26 protein-coding genes are annotated in these 17,406 nt (G+C 38.6%); 19 read left to right on the plus strand and 7 right to left on the minus strand.

What is annotated here, in order from left to right; all coding sequences use genetic code 11:
* Positions 1–13: 13 nt before the first annotated feature.
* Positions 14–931: a 1-phosphofructokinase gene (gene pfkB / locus H9648_RS14700; protein ID WP_191754550.1), complete on the minus strand. Its 918-nt coding sequence runs from the start codon at positions 929–931 to the stop codon at positions 14–16.
* The gene (locus H9648_RS14705; protein WP_191754551.1) at positions 928–1,680 is read right to left on the minus strand and encodes a DeoR/GlpR family DNA-binding transcription regulator; all 753 of its coding nucleotides are present in this window, start codon (positions 1,678–1,680) and stop codon (positions 928–930) included. The genes pfkB and H9648_RS14705 overlap by 4 nt, the downstream gene beginning before the upstream one ends.
* A 162-nt stretch (positions 1,681–1,842) precedes the next feature.
* On the opposite strand from H9648_RS14705, the gene H9648_RS14710 reads away from it, so the two are divergent.
* The 3 genes from H9648_RS14710 (at position 1,843) to H9648_RS14720 (ending at position 3,871) form a co-directional block, all read left to right on the plus strand.
* Positions 1,843–2,670: an AAC(3) family N-acetyltransferase gene (locus H9648_RS14710; RefSeq protein ID WP_191754552.1), complete on the plus strand. Its 828-nt coding sequence runs from the start codon at positions 1,843–1,845 to the stop codon at positions 2,668–2,670.
* Between the two features lie 56 nt (positions 2,671–2,726).
* Positions 2,727–3,110 (plus strand): YggT family protein, encoded by a 384-nt coding sequence (locus tag H9648_RS14715; protein WP_191754553.1) that lies wholly within the window; start codon positions 2,727–2,729, stop codon positions 3,108–3,110.
* Positions 3,111–3,583: 473 nt separating this feature from the next.
* A complete protein-coding gene (locus tag H9648_RS14720; RefSeq protein ID WP_191754554.1) occupies positions 3,584–3,871 on the plus strand; it encodes a hypothetical protein in 288 nt (95 codons plus the stop codon).
* 419 nt (positions 3,872–4,290) lie between these two features.
* On the opposite strand, the gene H9648_RS14725 is transcribed toward H9648_RS14720, so the two are convergent.
* Positions 4,291–4,632 carry a DsrE family protein gene (locus H9648_RS14725; protein WP_191754555.1) on the minus strand — a complete coding sequence of 114 codons (342 nt, stop codon included), beginning with the start codon at positions 4,630–4,632 and terminating at the stop codon, positions 4,291–4,293.
* A 119-nt stretch (positions 4,633–4,751) separates the two neighbouring features.
* Here H9648_RS14725 and H9648_RS14730 point away from each other — a divergent pair, with 119 nt between their 5' ends.
* Positions 4,752–5,495: an AIM24 family protein gene (locus H9648_RS14730; protein WP_191754556.1), complete on the plus strand. Its 744-nt coding sequence runs from the start codon at positions 4,752–4,754 to the stop codon at positions 5,493–5,495.
* Positions 5,496–5,587: 92 nt separating this feature from the next.
* Here the strand turns inward: H9648_RS14730 and H9648_RS14735 are convergent, their stop codons facing one another.
* On the minus strand, positions 5,588–6,130 hold the full coding sequence (locus tag H9648_RS14735; protein ID WP_191754557.1) for an Hsp20/alpha crystallin family protein: 543 nt from the start codon (positions 6,128–6,130) through the stop codon (positions 5,588–5,590).
* A gap of 11 nt (positions 6,131–6,141) precedes the next feature.
* The gene (locus tag H9648_RS14740) at positions 6,142–6,360 is read right to left on the minus strand and encodes a spore germination protein (RefSeq protein ID WP_066391061.1); all 219 of its coding nucleotides are present in this window, start codon (positions 6,358–6,360) and stop codon (positions 6,142–6,144) included.
* 162 nt (positions 6,361–6,522) lie between these two features.
* Between H9648_RS14740 and H9648_RS14745 the strand changes: the two genes are divergently transcribed.
* The 7 genes from H9648_RS14745 to abc-f all read left to right on the plus strand — a co-directional run bounded on the left by H9648_RS14745 (position 6,523) and on the right by abc-f (position 10,544).
* Positions 6,523–6,744: a spore germination protein gene (locus tag H9648_RS14745; protein WP_066391062.1), complete on the plus strand. Its 222-nt coding sequence runs from the start codon at positions 6,523–6,525 to the stop codon at positions 6,742–6,744.
* Positions 6,745–6,799: 55 nt separating this feature from the next.
* On the plus strand, positions 6,800–7,426 hold the full coding sequence (gerPC, locus tag H9648_RS14750; protein ID WP_191754558.1) for a spore germination protein GerPC: 627 nt from the start codon (positions 6,800–6,802) through the stop codon (positions 7,424–7,426).
* Complete coding sequence (locus H9648_RS14755; protein WP_370568727.1) at positions 7,401–7,571, plus strand: spore gernimation protein GerPD; 171 nt, start codon at positions 7,401–7,403, stop codon at positions 7,569–7,571. The genes gerPC and H9648_RS14755 overlap by 26 nt, the downstream gene beginning before the upstream one ends.
* 10 nt (positions 7,572–7,581) lie before the next feature.
* On the plus strand, positions 7,582–7,977 hold the full coding sequence (locus H9648_RS14760) for a spore germination protein GerPE (protein WP_191754560.1): 396 nt from the start codon (positions 7,582–7,584) through the stop codon (positions 7,975–7,977).
* Complete coding sequence (locus tag H9648_RS14765) at positions 7,974–8,177, plus strand: spore germination protein GerPB (protein ID WP_191754561.1); 204 nt, start codon at positions 7,974–7,976, stop codon at positions 8,175–8,177. The genes H9648_RS14760 and H9648_RS14765 overlap by 4 nt, the downstream gene beginning before the upstream one ends.
* Positions 8,178–8,189: 12 nt before the next feature.
* Positions 8,190–8,636, plus strand: a complete 447-nt coding sequence (locus H9648_RS14770) for an Hsp20/alpha crystallin family protein (protein ID WP_191754562.1) — start codon at positions 8,190–8,192, stop codon at positions 8,634–8,636.
* Positions 8,637–8,906: 270 nt separating this feature from the next.
* Entirely contained in the window at positions 8,907–10,544 is a 1,638-nt protein-coding gene (abc-f, locus tag H9648_RS14775) for a ribosomal protection-like ABC-F family protein (RefSeq protein ID WP_191754563.1), read from the plus strand.
* 29 nt (positions 10,545–10,573) lie between these two features.
* On the opposite strand, the gene H9648_RS14780 is transcribed toward abc-f, so the two are convergent.
* Complete coding sequence (locus H9648_RS14780) at positions 10,574–10,756, minus strand: hypothetical protein (protein WP_191754617.1); 183 nt, start codon at positions 10,754–10,756, stop codon at positions 10,574–10,576.
* 143 nt (positions 10,757–10,899) lie between these two features.
* Here H9648_RS14780 and H9648_RS14785 point away from each other — a divergent pair, with 143 nt between their 5' ends.
* From H9648_RS14785 to H9648_RS14795, 3 genes are all read left to right on the plus strand, one after another.
* Positions 10,900–11,343 (plus strand): DUF6376 family protein, encoded by a 444-nt coding sequence (locus H9648_RS14785; RefSeq protein WP_191754564.1) that lies wholly within the window; start codon positions 10,900–10,902, stop codon positions 11,341–11,343.
* A gap of 102 nt (positions 11,344–11,445) precedes the next feature.
* Positions 11,446–11,598: a hypothetical protein gene (locus H9648_RS14790; RefSeq protein ID WP_191754565.1), complete on the plus strand. Its 153-nt coding sequence runs from the start codon at positions 11,446–11,448 to the stop codon at positions 11,596–11,598.
* 63 nt (positions 11,599–11,661) lie between these two features.
* On the plus strand, positions 11,662–12,309 hold the full coding sequence (locus H9648_RS14795) for a hypothetical protein (RefSeq protein WP_191754566.1): 648 nt from the start codon (positions 11,662–11,664) through the stop codon (positions 12,307–12,309).
* Positions 12,310–12,342: 33 nt separating this feature from the next.
* Here the strand turns inward: H9648_RS14795 and H9648_RS14800 are convergent, their stop codons facing one another.
* Positions 12,343–13,074, minus strand: coding sequence for a Bax inhibitor-1/YccA family protein (locus H9648_RS14800; RefSeq protein ID WP_191754567.1), 732 nt, complete (start codon positions 13,072–13,074; stop codon positions 12,343–12,345).
* Between the two features lie 166 nt (positions 13,075–13,240).
* On the opposite strand from H9648_RS14800, the gene H9648_RS14810 reads away from it, so the two are divergent.
* From H9648_RS14810 to H9648_RS14830, 5 genes are all read left to right on the plus strand, one after another.
* Positions 13,241–13,708 (plus strand): redoxin domain-containing protein, encoded by a 468-nt coding sequence (locus H9648_RS14810; protein ID WP_225218910.1) that lies wholly within the window; start codon positions 13,241–13,243, stop codon positions 13,706–13,708.
* Between the two features lie 2 nt (positions 13,709–13,710).
* Positions 13,711–13,884, plus strand: coding sequence for a hypothetical protein (locus H9648_RS14815; RefSeq protein ID WP_191754568.1), 174 nt, complete (start codon positions 13,711–13,713; stop codon positions 13,882–13,884).
* Between the two features lie 130 nt (positions 13,885–14,014).
* Positions 14,015–15,070: an SDR family oxidoreductase gene (locus H9648_RS14820; protein ID WP_191754569.1), complete on the plus strand. Its 1,056-nt coding sequence runs from the start codon at positions 14,015–14,017 to the stop codon at positions 15,068–15,070.
* A gap of 585 nt (positions 15,071–15,655) precedes the next feature.
* A complete protein-coding gene (rsgA, locus tag H9648_RS14825) occupies positions 15,656–16,717 on the plus strand; it encodes a ribosome small subunit-dependent GTPase A (RefSeq protein WP_191754570.1) in 1,062 nt (353 codons plus the stop codon).
* A 274-nt stretch (positions 16,718–16,991) separates the two neighbouring features.
* Positions 16,992–17,393: a secondary thiamine-phosphate synthase enzyme YjbQ gene (locus H9648_RS14830; RefSeq protein WP_191754571.1), complete on the plus strand. Its 402-nt coding sequence runs from the start codon at positions 16,992–16,994 to the stop codon at positions 17,391–17,393.
* Positions 17,394–17,406 lie beyond the last annotated feature (13 nt).

The raw sequence follows: 17,406 nt of genomic DNA on the forward strand, positions 1-17,406 counted from the left end.
TCATTCCTCCTCGTTATCGTGTTACTTCTTCTATAACGATCTGTTTACGTAAAAATTCTACCTGTTCCAGCGTGCACAAGTCTTCTGAAAAGGCAGTGGCACTTCCTGCAGCAACTCCGTATTGAAACGCGGTTGAGAGGTCACGTTCTTGGATGATCTGAGAAAGGAATCCTGCTACAACAGAATCACCAGCTCCTACTGAATTTTTAACGGTTCCAACAGGTACGTTTGATATTAGGACAGTATCTTTGTTAAGAAAGATTGCGCCATCTCCAGCCATAGAAACGATGACATTCTGTACACCTGCTTCTAACAGCTTTTTACCGTAAAAAATAGCATCCTCTTTGCTGTTAACGTCTGTTTGAAAAAGTTCTCCTAATTCATGGTGGTTTGGCTTAATTAAAAAGGGCTGAAATGATAACGTCTTCCGCAGTGCTTCTCCAGCCGTATCAATGACCGCATGAATTCCTTGGCCGTTACATTTTTTAGCGATCTCTGCATAAAAATCATCTGAGATCGATGGTGGAATGCTTCCAGCAAGAAGGAGGAAATCACCTTCGCTCATGTTGTCAATTTTTTGAAGTAAATTTTGTTGATTTTCTATAGAGATAGAAGGTCCTAGACCATTAATCTCTGTTTCCTTATGAGACTTAAGCTTCACATTAATTCTCGTAACTTCTGAAACATTTATAAAATCATGAAGAATTTGCTCTTCTGTTAAAAAGTCTTTTATAAAAGCCCCAGTAAAGCCACCGGTGTAGCCAAGTGCAGTACTGTCTATCCCAAGATGCTTAAGGACGCGTGAAACGTTGATGCCTTTTCCACCGGGGTAGACAAATGTATCTGATGTGCGGTTTAAATGTCCTTCTTTAAAATCCTCCACTCGAGCTACATAATCGATGGATGGATTGAGTGTGCAAGTATAAATCATGGTGTCACAACCCTTATCTCTGTCTTATCTTGAAAGTCATAGATGACGTCATCATCAATTTCGTTCGTAATTATAATAGCCTCACTTAAGTCTGCTACTTTTGAGAACGAAGTCTCATTAAATTTAGTATGATCTGCTAGTATGAATGCATTTTGTGAAAGGGAGATCGCTAAACCTTTTACTGCTGCTTCTTCAGGATCTGGCGTAGTGAAGCCTGCCTCAATATGAATGCCGTTCATCCCGAGAAACACCTTGTCAAATCGGTAGGAACTCAAATTCTTAATCGCACTGCTGCCAACAAGTGCTTTCGTTTTAGACTTAACGAGTCCACCTATCAAGTACGTCTTAATCTCGTGCTCACTTAATGCTTCAAGGTGTGAGATGGCATTCGTTACAACGGTGATCTCTCTATCCTTAAGATGAGGAATCATCTTTAGTGTTGTCGTACCTGCATCGAGATAGATACAATCTCCGGTCTCAACTAAGTCGCCTGCATATTGTGCAATTCTTTGTTTTTCTAAAGAGTTTCTATCTGATTTTTCAAATACGCTCAATTCCTCGCTTTTTTGGTGAGTAAGGGAAGCTCCGCCATGTACGCGTTTTAATTTCTTTTCTTTCTGCAGCTGACTGAGATCCCTGCGTATCGTAGATTCAGATGAACTTGTTGCTTCAACTAGTTCTTGTATAGTTACTACTGACTTTTCGCCTAATACTTCAATGATTTTACGATGTCTTTCAGGTGTAAGCATCCTGACACCTCCATATGTTCTCTATCCTTGACAACATTGTAACGTAAGCCCTTACATTTTTCAATCATAAACAATCAAAAATAATCAAAAACAACCATAACCAAAGTATTCCATTTTGTTTGGTATAATGAAGATATATAAAAATTTGAAGGTGTGAGAAACATGAGTAGTCCAGAATTACATACAGATTATCCAAAAACGAGAAACTCTTTAGTTGAGGATCTCCGATTAATAGGGTTAGAAAAAGGAATGACCGTTATTGTTCACTCTAGTTTGAAATCATTAGGTTGGGTGGTGGGAGGACCGGTGGCAGTTGTACAAGCTTTAATGGATGTTTTAACAGAAGAAGGAACGTTGGTTATGCCCACACATACAGCTCATTATTCTGATCCATCAGGATGGATAAATCCACCGGTTCCAAATGAGTGGTGGCCAGTAATTCGGGAAGAGATGCCTGCATTTGATCCAGACATCACTCCTACATATTTTATGGGAGCGATTGTAGAAGCATTTCGAACGTTTCCTGGCGTTTTAAGAAGTAACCATCCGACAGAATCGTTTGCTGCTTGGGGTAAAGAGAAAGAAACGATCATAAACGATCATTCATTAGATTTTGGTTTAGGAGAACAATCTCCTCTTGGAAAAATGTATGAAAGTCACGGACATGTTCTTTTATTAGGAGTGGGTTATGATTCGAATACGACGATGCATTTAGCAGAACATCGGAATCCAACTCCGAAAACGGAACAAAACGGGAGTCCTTACTATAGAAACGGAATACGGGTTTGGGAGTCGTTTACTCAAGTCGCTTATCGTGAAGAATTGTTTGAGGAGATAGGTGCTGCCTACGAAGAATCTGGTCATCCCGTAAGAAAAGGAAAAGTAGGAATGGCCGATTGCCGGTTGATTCCACAAAAAGAACTGGTGAATTTTACTGAAGAATGGCTGCTTCAGTATGACAAGTGCTGTAAACCAATCGAGAATGCATAATGTTATGGAAAGAAGGGTATGTTTAGTAGCAAATCCAATGAAATGAGGGAATTGCGATGAGGCGTTCCGTTCCAGCTACAATTATTTCATTCATAGTCGGTATCATTCAGCTCATCTTAATTTTACGTTTTATTTTTCAACTGTTTAATGCAAATGAAGGAGCAGCTTTCGCACAACTCATATACGGACTGAGCCAACCGCTTCTTTTACCATTTGCAGCGATTTTCCCAAACATCGAATTAGCCAATGGTTTCATAGTAGAATTGTCTACGATCGTTGCAATCATTGTGTATGGTGTAGTCGGCATGCTGCTGAAAAGGCTATTCTCAGTGAGAAAAGCAGAGCACGTTCATCGTGAAACGGTTATTAGAGAAGAACCCGTTATGCGAGACGAGGCAACGACTAGAGAAAAGAGAATCATCCGAGAAGAAAAAAGATAGAACTAAAAAAGCGTACACCGCTCGTTAGGTGTACGTATTTTTTATGTCATGTTAATTAAAAGAAAAAGAAGATGAGAAGTAGATCTAACGGGTTCTCTTTTTGAGGGAAAAACAAGAAAAAACATATAAAATTAATTAGCAATTAGCAATATAAATCGCAATGGCATTCGTTGCGTTTTTTTCTTTGATAAATATGGGTTTTGGTAAAATCACACTACTTTTATAACCATAATTAGCACCCTAATTCGTATACGTTTTGGCAAGATGACAATAATTATTGTCTCGCTGTTTTTTGGTATGCTAAATCACTTGATAAATGACTTACTTATTACGGCGAAAAAGGATTAGACCACGGCTAAATTGAATATATAACAAGAATATTAATATGCATTCCTTATTCAACAAACGGGCAGGATTGTTGAATAATAAATCTATAGTTTAAATGGAATTTTCAACATTAATGAGGTGTAAATATGAAGAATAAACAAATAGATTGGTACTTTTGGGGTCCGGGTACTTCGATGATAGTAATAGTTTTACTTCTTTTTACCCAATCTACAAAATTACCTAACGGAGAATATATTTTTGCTAGAAATCCTTTTACTTATTTCTTATTAGGCTTAATGATTGTTTGTATGATTCTTTTGATTTTCGGTAAGGTAAAAGAGAGCGTAGGGGTAAGAATTACAGGTAAAACCATTTTCTATACCGCAATTGCCATACCAATTGTATTTGTTTTGGTATATTTTCTTAATACCTAATCTAACTAATCTATTCAATAATCGGGTGCTTTAATTGAAAAAGGGTTTAGGAAAACGACCAGACAAAAATCTGGTCGTTTTTAATGTCATTTACATATCCAATTATAGTGCTAATTCAGCTGTTGATTGGCTTGCGAATTACGATTTTCTCTTCCAAAAGAGAACCCGTTAAAATAAATCATCTTATTTTTTGTTCGAGGATTGTTGCCCTTGAATTTTTTCTTCACTTCATTGCAAGTGGATTGGAGCGTAAGGTGCGAGACTCCTATGGGACGAGCGGTCAGGTGGAGACTCCTAATGGCGCAAAGCGGCAGGAGGCTCACCGTTCGCCCCATGGAAAGCGAGCAACCTGGAGCGGAAATCAACGACATTCAAATCACAACATCGAATGTGGTAAAAGCTATTAAAATTCTTTAATATTATGCAATCGTAATAACTTCATATGTAGCAGATAGTTCTACAAAATGTGCCATTCCTGAAATTTCTCCAGCAGCAAGCTCATTTTCTACGTTATAGTGATCAACACATGTTTTGCAGGCGAATACTTTAACACTCTTATCTTCAATTTCCTTAAGATGCAGCGAACATAGAGACTGTTCTGTGAGGCAATAAACACCACGATTCATGAAAAAGATAGCAGCTGGAAGATCAGATTGCTGCTTCAAAACCGTAAAATACGTTTCCATTACGTTTTCTCCAAGAGCAGGATCATTGCCAGTACCAAATGAGTCAGTTGTTACAAGAATGATTTTGTTTTGCACGTCAAATCACGCCTCTCTCATATTCTTTTGGCGTTAGCCAATATCTTTGTGTGAATTATACCACGCTTTGTTTAAACAAAGTCAGAGTTTGTTATGCTAGAAAGAGGAGGCTGATGGTTATGAATGAATCACTTTTTAACGTTATCGAAAAAGAAGAAGGACGTCGAGCAACCTTTGAAGTCCTTGAATATAAGCAGTTGCCTGTAACAAGTGCAGGTTCAAGTTCTTCTTACTACGCCAAAGAAACGGGAATATCGTTAAAACAAGTTCGGATCACATTGCGCCAAGGAGCTGTTCAAGCTGAAGCGGGAGCATTGCAGTTTATGAAAGGTGATCTTGGATTGAAAAGCAATGCCGGTGGAGTTGGAGGGTTCATGAAGAAGATGGCTTCCAATATTTTAACGGAAGAATCTTTGTTTAAACCATTGTATGAAGGGACGGGAGAAATCTACTTAGAGCCGTCGTATGGTCATTACTTATTGTTAAACTTAAACGACGAAGAAGTTGTTGCAGATCGCGGAATGTTTTATGCGGCAGAACCGTCTGTGCAATTGGGTGTAGCTAGACAAAAACTAACATCTTCTATAAAAGGAGAGGACGGGCTGTTTCAAACGAGATTAAGAGGCTCAGGATTTTGTGTGCTTCAGAGTCCAGTTCCGCTTCAACAGATTATGAAGATACAGCTTCATGACGAAAAACTGCAAGTGGATGGGAACTTTGCGCTCTTAAGAAAAGGGGATATCGATTTCTCTGTAAAACGAGCATCCTCTTCAATCATCGGATCTGCAACAAGCGGTGAAGGTTACTTGCACGTTTTTGAAGGAACCGGCGAGGTGTGGATTGCGCCTACAATAGGAAGATAAAAGAAAAGCTGACAGAAAAGGATGAACATATCACCTTTTCTGTCAGCATTTTTTATAGGCATTAATATACGTAAGAAAACGAAATGTTGCACCTACTCTTCAAACTGCCCGTTGTTCGTAACTACATTGGCAGTATTGTTGGCATTACTGTCTTTCTCAACACTATTATCACTTGAATTAGTCACGACTTGTATAGGTACAGTCGGATTCATAACTTCTCCGCCATTTTTGTTAACGGAGATGGTTAAGATGCCATTCGTATATTGTGCTTTAACATCTTCGTTTCGAAACATGAAAGGCAGTTGGACGAATCGCTCTGTTCGTTTCATTGCCTTTCTTTGTTGAAAGTGCCCCGTCCGTTTATTTTTTGTTGACCGTACTTCTTCGCGTTGTGCTTTAATCTGAAGTCCTTGATTGAGGATTTCAATCTGAAGGTCTTCAGGATTATAGTCTTTTAGATTTGCACGAATCTTGTAGTCGTCTGTTGTTTCTTCTGTATCCACTTCAAACGACATCTGGTCTGCAAATTTCTCGAACTGATTGAGCCCTTTGTTGACGTATTGCTCAAAAGAATTTAGCCAGTCATCCATAGAACGGTTATTAAAAAAAGGCATCATTGGACCTTTGCCTAACATCTTTATACCCCCTAAGCATTGCCGGCATTATTAGAATCGAAAATATCAGGATCTAAAGTGTTTGTTGCGTTAACTACGTTTGTTGTTTGTATAAAATTCCCTGTGTTTCCTCCGCCAGAGCCGTTGTATCCTTTGCCTGTTGATTTGGGGTTGATGACGAGCGTATCACCAAAATTTACAACCCCTTCTGCCGCATTAATATTGATAGGAGCTACAATTAAACAGGGCACTTTTAGCACCTCCCTTTTTCTAAAAAATAAACGATTGTGACGTCGTCCTTTACAGATAAGTTATGTAGGTAGAAGCCTAAAGGTGAATGGGAAGGTTTAGGCACAAAAGATTGGGCGGATGCATATTATGTGAGAAGTACTTGAAAGTGGGGATGAACGTATATGCCAGCAATTGTGGGATCTGTATCAGTAAACTCCATATCGAGCGGCAGCGTTTTTCATGTGGGAGACGTCCAGACCATTTGCCCAGTCAGTTACGCAAAAACGTATGCAGGTGCGGGATCTTTCAATACAGGGGATAATCTTCGTCTAGAGAACGGCTATAATGTTACGTTTACGCAAGACCCTGATGTAAATGACAGCAATGCGGCAGCAAATTTTTAAACAACAAGCAAATTCCTTAGGTAGAAGGCATACATCTAACTAAGGAGCTGATTGTATGAATGAAGAGAGCAACTATTACTTGAGCAAGCTTCAACAGATGATTCTCGATCAGAATGATAAGATAAGAGACTTAGAAGATCAGATAAAAGCATTAAAGAAACAAGTGAGCGATCTATCGTCCCAACCTCAAAACATTGAATATAAGTTTGATCAATTAAAGATAGAAAAACTCGAAGGCACCCTGCACATTGGACTTGGGTCTTCTACTGATAGCAAAGACTTGATCGAACAGTTCAATATTGGTCAGAATACCCTTCAGATGCCAGGAAAGATGGAACGAAGTACGATCGAAAATCCAAACTACCGAGAGATGATTCAAGTGATGGATGGTTTTTTTGAGAAAGAAGCTCCCGTATATTTAAAGTCACTTGAAAGTAAAATGAACATTCCATTAGATGAACCTTATCGAATCTTCATACTAGAAGATGTACAGCGGCAAGTTCCAGGAAGAATCAAGCACTATCTAACAAAATATGAACCCAAAGATGAGCGGGGCAGAAGAGATATCATCCAAAAAACAAAAGAGGACATCTATCGTGGAATCGAAACTTTTATTGTGCATTTGAGAGATTCTAAGTCTACTGGAGGGGATGAAAGTGAAATTTTGCGTAACCAATCATGAGTTGTTTGTGGGAGAGATTAACATCATAGGCGTGGGGCTGTCATCGGTCGTATTAATCGGAGATACAGATTGTATCAGTCTAGGATCTGCATTCGACACACCTCCTGAATCATTGGTTTTAGGTACATCACTCGTTCCCCTATAAGAGGTGCACTATGTATCGAACATCCGTTGTAGACTGTGTCATCCTAAATTCTCTTGCTAACTCAGGTGTCCTACAAACAGGAGATACTGACAAGATCAATAGTTACTCTGCAGCTCTTGCTATCCAGAGAGAAAGTACAAAGTTTGGGACGTTCAATGTTCCATACAGCAAATACAAAGTTTTTTCACAGCCCGTATTAGTTCCAGTTTGTCCAGTGTACAAAATAAAACAAACGTATCATGCAAACCCTTATATAAGAGTTGGGAAAATAGATATCCTTGGAGTGTCCAGTTCATCAATCCTTCATATTGGATCGGTTAATGATATAAAGCTTCAATCACGTGTAAAGCATATTCGTAATTTTTTTACGAATCCTTATCCGGAAAGTGAGGAGGAGGAAACATGAACCTTTTTGTTAGTCAGACGATCGTTATTCAACAGATAAGAGTAGATGGCATACAAAACTCATCTGTGCTCCAAATAGGAAGCGCCGGGGTTATACAGCCGATATCGCAAGCATTTAACACAGGCGGTTTTACAGGTCCTGCCCCTCAGATTCCGGATCCGGATACTGCTCCTTCTGTTCCTTTAGGGCCGCCTTCATAAGAGGTGATTGAATTGGACACTTGGAAACAAATGATGGACTGGAAAAGGATGGCCGAAGAATATTTTGGTGATCAGTTCTTTACACCAAATCAAAATCAAAGGTCGAATGCTAAACAAAATAATGAAAGTCCGCTTTGCAACATTTATGACACACCACAGGAAATATGCTGTGTATTGGCACTTCCCGGTTTGAACCGCACAGAGGATGTTGAAGTTATGGTCGATCCGTTCAAGCTGACTGTACAAGGAAAGTTATCACTGACGTTAGATTCCTATCACTTAAGTTCGGAGGAATTTCAACTCGGTACTTTTAATCGAGAGATTCATTTACCCGAAAAAGTTCTTCAAGAGCCTGTGCAGGCTTTTTATCGAAAAGGGTTATTATTCATTCGCTTATTAAAAGATACACGACCTGGAGCAAATCAGCGAAAGGTAAACTTAAATTGGGTGCAAGAATAGCGAGCAGTTCTTGACGGCCGGATATGAACTACCTTACAATATAGGAAAACAACGGAAGGAACAGGTGTATACGTCCAATGCGCAATTAATCTGATTTTAGCCATTTACTTGAATAAAAAAGTAGAACGCTAGATAGGATTTCTCTGCCCATTTTTAGGACTTCATTACAGGCCTGTTTTTTTGTTGCAAAAAAACGTGTTATTGCGTGTTTTTTTGTGATACGTATTTTGGTTTGGGCAGACCTCTCTAGTTAATAGGGGAGGTTTTTTTATGCTTTTATTAGAAGCGAAGCATTTAGAAAAATCATATGATGGGAATTTAATTTTAAAACAAACAGAACCGTTTCAGCTTTTTGCTCACGACCGAGTGGGTTTAGTTGGCTTGAACGGTACTGGAAAGTCAACGTTTCTCAAATTGCTGGCAGAAACAGAGGAAAGAGATGCTGGAACCGTCCAACATTATGGAACACTAGCGATCGTGAGTCAGTTTGAACAAGAAGAGCAAAGTATTACTTCAAAAAGTGAGGCAGCATGGAATCTGAAGGGCAAAAAGTATGACACGATGAGTGGTGGTGAAAGAACGCGTACTCAAATCGCTGCTGCACTAGAACAAGATCCTGATATCCTCATCTTAGATGAACCTACTTCCCATCTCGATGTTGAAGGAATGGATCAGCTAGCAGATATACTTCAACATTATAAAGGAACACTATTACTCGTCTCTCATGACCGGGTATTTCTAGATATGGTTTGTACAAAGATTATTGAACTGGATCAACAAACGTTTACAACCTTTCAAGGCAACTATTCAGATTATCTGATCCAAAAAGATCAGCAGCTAAAGAGAAAGCGTTTTGAATATGAACAATATGTTAAAGAAAAAACAAGGCTAGAGAAAACGGCTATTGAAAAAGCGGTTAAAGCGAAAGACATGAAGAACAAACCATCACGCATGTCTTATAGTGAAGCAAAGTTAGGCAAAGGAAAACTTCAAAATGCAAAGCGTTCACTTGAGAAAAAATCAAAAGTAATCGAAAAAAGAATTGAAATGCTCGAAAAAAAAGAAAAGCCAAAGAAACAGCAAAATGTTGAATTCGACATACAGCGATTCTCTAGAATTCATGGTAAGCAAGTGTTAGCTGTTAAAGATCTCACTCTAGGATTTAATGGGAAGCAGCTGATTAACAATCTTACGTTCTCCGTAAAACCGGGGATGAAGATCGTTTTGACAGGCAAGAACGGAACCGGGAAATCCACCTTGCTTCAAGAAATCTATAACGGAAATGAAGCGATCGCAAAGTCCAATCAGCTCAAAGTAGGCTACTTTCACCAGCATCTAAATATTTTAGATCCACTAAAAAGCATTCTTGAGAACGTGATGGAACATAGTCTTTACGATGAAACATGGGTGAGAACAGTCTTAGCTAGAATGTTGTTTAAACGTGAGGATGTATACAAAAGAGTAGAAGTATTAAGTGGCGGCGAAAAGATGAAGACCGCTTTAGCGAAACTATTCTTGAGTGACTACAATGTATTATTGTTAGATGAGCCTTCCAACTACTTGGATTTGTTTACAAGAGAAGCGTTAGAAGAAGTCTTGGTAGCCTATCCTGGTACGTTTATCTTGGCTACACACGACAGACATTTAATGGAAAAGACAGCTACACACATTTTAGAGCTGGAGCCACCTAAAGCATACTGGTTTGAAGGGGACTATACAGAGTTTAAGAAGCAACGGAGCGGAACCCAAAATGATCTGAATCACGATGGTGATGAGTTGTTAAAGCTGCAGTTCGAGATGACGGAACTGATCAGTCAGCTTTCCACCTGCTCAGATATCAATAAAAAAGGTGAGCTCGATCAGCGATATCATGACGTACTGCATAGTATAAATAAGTTAAAATCATAAACCAGTAGAGCCGTTCATCATGAGCGGCTCTACTTGTTTTTGTCTACTTTTACTGGTGGTTCTTCTTGTTCAGTTATTCCTGAATCATAGCCGATCTGATTTAAATCTTTTCCGTCAGCTACCGTACCCCCGGCCATTCCTTCGTTCATCATCCGGTCAACGTCTAAGTACAGATCTTTTTTACCTTCATTTTCTTTATCTTTTTTAACCATGTTAATCAGCCTTTCTGTTTGAACTAGTATTAGAATGTCCTATTTCGAAACTTATTTACGGTAAACTCGTATAAAATAATAAGTGGAAATTCGAATACAAGCAGATTCAAATACAGTAAATCCAAACGAAATGAGGAGATCATATGAAAAAAACACTATTGGCAGTTCTTTTATCATTCAGTGTTCTTACAGGCTGTTCAGCGGTGGAAGACGTAACGAACGGTATTAATTATGTACCAGAAGCAACTGAATACATTAACGATGTTCAACAATTTTCTAAAGAAATTCCTTCATTAGCTGAAAAAGCTGTCTCAGATCAGAATGCACGTGTTGAGTTAGAGAAAGCACTCCAAGAAATGAATACGACGATTGAAGAATTTAATGAACTATCACCCCCTTCAGTATTTGAAGATATTCATAATCAGGTGATGGAACAGAATCAAACGTTCCAAGATGGAATAGATAAATATTTAACTGCGGTAGAGAACGGAGAACTAACCCCTGATTTCTTGGAGAAGAGTGGTTTGTTAGAAGATGTGAAAGTGTACACTGATTTATTGAACGATATTAAGCAATTAGGAGAGTAATCCTTTTTTCTTACTTTTTCTCATTTATTTAAAATTTCATGTTACATTTCGACTAAATTCGGGAATATGACAATGAGATAATTGGTGAGGGTGGGTAAAAGAATGGATGACTATCATATCAAGATTGAAGATTATATGCAGCTATTGAAGAAAAGATACAAAAAAGGAAGGCTTCAGGCGAAACAATATCGAAAACGATTAGAGCTTATTCATCTCTGGCACATTAGAGGCGTGGTTAAAGTGCCAAAGGACTAACTTGAAAAATAACCAGTCTTTGACGATAAATGTATAAACACGACTAGTCTTGGCAGGTGCAACATGATTTTAATAAATAATACGTTCGAAAAAGCTAGGCATACAAAATATGATTACTTCTATCATATTGCGTTTGCCGTTCTTTTCTGTTTATACAGTTTCCTGATGCTTTTTTCCAGCAAACTGCTGGGTTTTTTGTTTTTTATTTATGGCTTACTCTTATTAAGTCATACAGTTTGGAAGGGAATTCGCACGCTTTATTCCATTCCTTATACGTTGTTCGGATTAACGATTCTCTTTTTTAGCAGATTGTTTTGGATGGAGGCATTTTCTGTACTGCCAGTTTTCTTTTTTGAAATCTTTCAGATCGGATTCTTCCTTGGTATCGCCATTGGGATTTGTTTGCTTTATGGGGTAATGATTAAAGGAGCACCTCTAGCTAACAAACTTCAAACCCACTGTGTTCATAGCATGTACTTTATTACAGGAAGCCTGTTACTTCCATATACATGGATCTTTAGCTATGGAGCAGTCATGCAAGGTAATGATAGCAGCCTTATTTGGGCATTGCTTATTCTCATCCTATGGGGAACGTTATATTTCGTGCAGCTTGTTACTCATCATAACAAAGTCATGCTAGCGGCATTATATGCAGTAAATATAGGCGTAGGATGCTGGACGATCTACAGATGGATGAACATACTGACGTAAGAAAAGAGAAGCCTTTTTGTCGGCTTCTCTTTTTTAGTTTCTTCTTAATTTTGCAAGCAGATGTAAAATTTCAAAGTACAGCCAAATCAACGTGACCATGAGCCCAAAAGCACCGTACCATTCCATATATTTAGGAGCTCCCCGATCTGCTCCATATTCTATGAAATCAAAATCTAACACTAAGTTTAATGCGGCAATCACAACGATAAACAGTGAAATTCCAATCCCGATAGGACCTGTGCTGTGTAGATAAGGTACGCTCATTCCGAAAAAGCCTAAGATAAAGCTAGTGAGATAAACAAGCATGATTCCCATAGTCGCTGAGAAAACAATCAATCGGAAATTGTGAGTCACTTTTATGATCCTAAACATATATGCGAGCAATAAGGCAAACAACGTTCCAAATGTTAAAGCGACAGCTTGCAATGTAATGCCATTGAATTGAGCCTCGAAGTTGGCTGATATTCCCCCAACTGCAAGACCTTCCAGTGCAGCATATACCGGTGCAAGTAATGGTGCTGTTTTAGGAACAAATGCAACGATTAATGCTGTAACAAGACCTCCGACCAAACCGATCACGATAAAATGACCGACGGGGTTACCTAGATTGTATTGATACCATGTATATATGGCGGTTGTCATCAAAACAAGCAGCAGAATAAACGTTTTGTTTACTGTTCCTGATAAAGTCATTTTCTTGCTAAAAGACGTTCCCCTGAATTTCTCAAAAGTTGAGCCTTTTAAAGCAGGATTCGCACTTCTCATGAAAATTCCTCCTCTATTTCAATACTATAATTACGTACATCCATTGTTTAGGTTTCAATAGTGTAACCCATCCAAGTAAAATCTTCGATCAATGACTATATATTCCAACGTTTTCTTTTATATGTTCGGGGAAGTATATTCTTAAAGACGCAAGGAGGTGGGATAGTTGCTACAAAAAGGTGATGTTGCACCCGATTTTACGTTACCCTCTACATTAAAAAAAGATATTTCATTATCAGACTTTAAAGGGAAGAAGAATGTCCTTGTGGCTTTTTATCCGCTAGATTTTACACCTGGCTGAATTAAGGAAATAACCTCTTGGAAAGAGGATTACAAACGCTTTGAAGATGCCAATACAGAAGTGCTTGCGATCAGTGTTGATCACATATACTCACATAATGTCTTTGCGGCAGCTCTAGGAACTTTACCTTACCCCCTTTTAGCCGATTGGCATAAAAAAGTAACGCAAAAGTTCGGTGTTCTTAACGAAGAGAATGGAACTGCCATTCGATCATGTTTTGTTATCGATCAAGAAGGTATTGTTCAATTTAGCAACCATACGTTTGATGCGAATGAAAAACTTCAGTATGAGGAAGTATTTAAAGCTTGTGAAACATGTGGAAAAGGAGATTAGCTATGGACCAAGAACGCAAGAATCATAAACCTATTGAAGATCCGACTGCTCATGCAGAACAAGAGATCAACGCTTATTTTTATGATGAGAATCAACAGACTGATGGCCATCCCACTGATTATATGAATAGTGAGATGCCCGCTGTTAATATTGCTAAACCTGATGATGAAAAATAAGGCTGCTTTTTAGCAGCTTTTATTTTTGGGCTTTATTTAGCATATCTCTTGAAACCGGCAACATACAAGTAATGTTGTGGTACTATATAAGCAGAAGTATGCTGATATAGGAATAGGAAGGAACAGCTGAATGAATATATTTTTAACCGGAGCAACTGGTTTTTTAGGTGGTCGCTTAATTCAAAACTTGGCGCGTGAAGGTCATACACTTTATGTGTTAGCGCGAAACTTACAAAAAGCTGAACAGCTTCTTCACAAGACAGCTGATTTGAACGGCGTTATTCATATTATTCAAGGTGATATCACCGCTCCTCACTTAGGAATGACGAAGGAAGCGGAGCAAGAACTTTCAGATAAAATTGATGTGTTTTATCATATGGCAGCTCTTGTGAAATTTGACTTGGACCTTAAAGATGAACTTTTTCAAATAAATTATACAGGTACACAACATGCACTACATGCTGCAAAGAAAATGGGTGTTGCGCATTTTTATTATGTGAGCACAGCCTATACTCTTGGCAAAGACGAATTTGCTAAAGAAGAATTGCACAGTCTGAACAATACATTCAATAATCCATATGAAGAAAGTAAGTGTAAAGCTGAACATCTATGTATGGAGTTTACAGATAGTTTTAACGTAAGTATCTTAAGACCGGCGATCATTATTGGTGACTCTAAAACAGGAGAAGCAGATTCTAAGTTTACCCTGTATGGATTACTCCGTAGCCTGGAAGTCTTTAAGAAGAGATTTCAAAGAAAAGGTTTGGGGAATCGTGTATTCCACTTATTGTGTGAAGAGGGAAGTACGCAGAATCTTGTTCCTGTTGATTATGTAGCAAATATTTTATCTGCTGTTCTCAAAAAGGGAAGAGAAAACAAGATCTACCATATTACAAATAGCAATCCTCCGCTTAGTGAAGATGTTTTTCAGATTATGAGGGAAAAAGCAGGACTCGAACTCTTTAAGCTTGCTCCGTACGATTATGAGCCTTCTTTAAATGAAGAAGAAATGCTTCTCAACAGCGTGATTGACGTTTATAAAAACTACTTGAACAGAAACATTACGTTTGATGACAGCAACACTCAACAAATGCTAGAAGAAATAGAAGCTCTACCACTTCATATGGATATGCCTATGATCAAAAGGATCATTGAAGGGTATCAGAATACTTCTGTTCAAAAATAAAAATATGCATCTATTTACAATTTATGCATATCCTGCTATAGTGTAGAAGTAAAGTAACTAATCTTAATGAAACCCAAGGAGGTATGTATCATGAGACAGCTTAATGGATTGACTTCAGAGAGTGTAATTTATGTACAGCCTATTGGGACAATGAAGAATCGCTAGTAGTTTATTTGCGTGTAATTTCTTCGCTTAAATTTGTCATTTAACCATGGGCTGTACAACAGTGCCATGGTTTTTTATATGAAGAGGGGTATTTGTGTACTTTTCTTTCGGTAAAGAACCTAAGTATATCTTTAGGTTCTTTTTCTATTGTAAGAAAGACTTTTTACTAAAATCCTTGTTTCTATGAAATAATTTTTGTTCTATTTTCTCCATTGAAAAGGTGATTGGAGTGTAAGGTGGGAGACTCCTGGGGGATCAGCGGGACAGGTGAGACACCTAAGGGCGCATAGCGTCGAGGTGGCTCACCGCACGCCCCCGGAAAGCGAGCACCTGGAACGGAAATCAACCACATACTAGGACAACAATGTATTAGGAAGAGTTTTATAAAAAAATGACAACATTTATTCGGAGGGTATTACATTGAATTTAAAATCACTAGGTTGGAATCAAACATTTGAAGAATCGTTTCAAACATATGAAAATCAAGATCTTGTTCCAGGAAGAATAAGCGTAGAGCATAAAGGACTCTATAGTGTTCTGACAGAGCATGGTGAATTATTAGGTGAAATCACAGGGAAGATTCGCTTTAATGCAACAGGGCGTCATGATTTCCCAGCAGTTGGAGATTGGGTCGCTGTTCAGGCAATTCCGCAAGAAGGAAAAGCTTACGTTCACGGCATACTGCCGCGCAAAAGTAAATTTTCTCGAAAAGCAGCAGGCTTAACAACAGATGAACAGATTGTCGCGACAAACGTTGATACGGTCTTTTTAGTAAATGCTTTAAATCAGGACTTCAACCTTCGTAGACTCGAACGCTATTTGTTAATGGCTTGGGAAAGCGGTGCGACTCCAGTTATCGTTTTAAGCAAGGCGGATCTTTGTGACGATGTTCAAAAGTTCTTAGATGAAGTGGAAAACATTGCGTTTGGAGTTCCTACATTTGCAGTTAGTGCAGAAACAGGTTCGGGTCTTGATGAGCTTGCAGCATATATTACAGAGGGTGAAACCGTTGCTCTATTAGGTTCCTCGGGTGTTGGAAAATCAACGCTTGCAAACAAACTTTTCGGGTCAGAGGTATTGAAAACGAACGTTATTCGTGAAGAAGATGGAAAAGGAAAGCATACGACCACGCATCGTGAACTGCTTGTTCTTGATCGTGGTGGAATCTTAATCGATACTCCAGGAATGAGAGAGCTTCAATTGTGGGAAGGCGACAGCAGCTTAAGCCAAAGCTTTCAGGATGTTGAAGGATATGCGGAACAATGCCGTTTTCGTGATTGTACCCATCAAAATGAACCAGGGTGCAAAGTGCAGGAAGCGATTGAAACAGGTGAGTTAAAAGAAGACCGCTATAACAGTTATGTAAAACTTCAGCGTGAATTAGCTTACTTCGCACGCAAAGAAGATCAGAAGTTAGCGAATGCCGAAAGAGCAAAATGGAAAAAAATCGCCGGTGACCGCACGCGCGTTCATCGTAAATAGAAGATGTGATAAGGAATGACGCTAATTTTTGAGTCATTCCTTTTTTCATACCTCATTACTTCATGCTTGTCCGTTTGAAAAGCACAAACGTATAGTATGTGCATTTAAAACACACACCCAAAATTAATTTCACATTATTTCACATATATTCACGTTAATCTCGATAATTTCACGTAAAATGAATTAATTTCACATTAAATGAAACATATTCACATTAATATTAAAAGGATTTTCATACCGGGCTATCAAATAAAGAGAATGAGGAGGGATAAGAATGACTCAAACTTTTACGATACAAACGCATCAAAGAAATGAGATGTATGAGATTACGAGTACATTGGAGGCTTATCTGGAGGAGCAGCGTGTAAACGATGGGGTGATGTACATATACTGTCCGCATACGACAGCAGGAATAACAATTAACGAGAATGCTGATCCTGATGTTGTTCATGATATGCTAATGCGCTTGGATGAGGTATATCCGTGGGAACACCCGAAGTATCGCCATGCTGAAGGAAACTCCGCTTCACATCTTAAAGCAAGTACCGTTGGTTCTTCGCAAGTTGTGTTTATTCAGAACGGCAAGCTCCTCTTAGGAACTTGGCAGGGTGTTTATTTTTGTGAGTTTGATGGTCCACGAACTCGAAAGTATCATGTGAAGATTTTGAACAAATAAATATATTCATAAA

The sequence above is a fragment of the Fictibacillus norfolkensis genome, assembly GCF_014836645.1.
Taxonomy (GTDB): domain Bacteria; phylum Bacillota; class Bacilli; order Bacillales; family Fictibacillaceae; genus Fictibacillus; species Fictibacillus norfolkensis.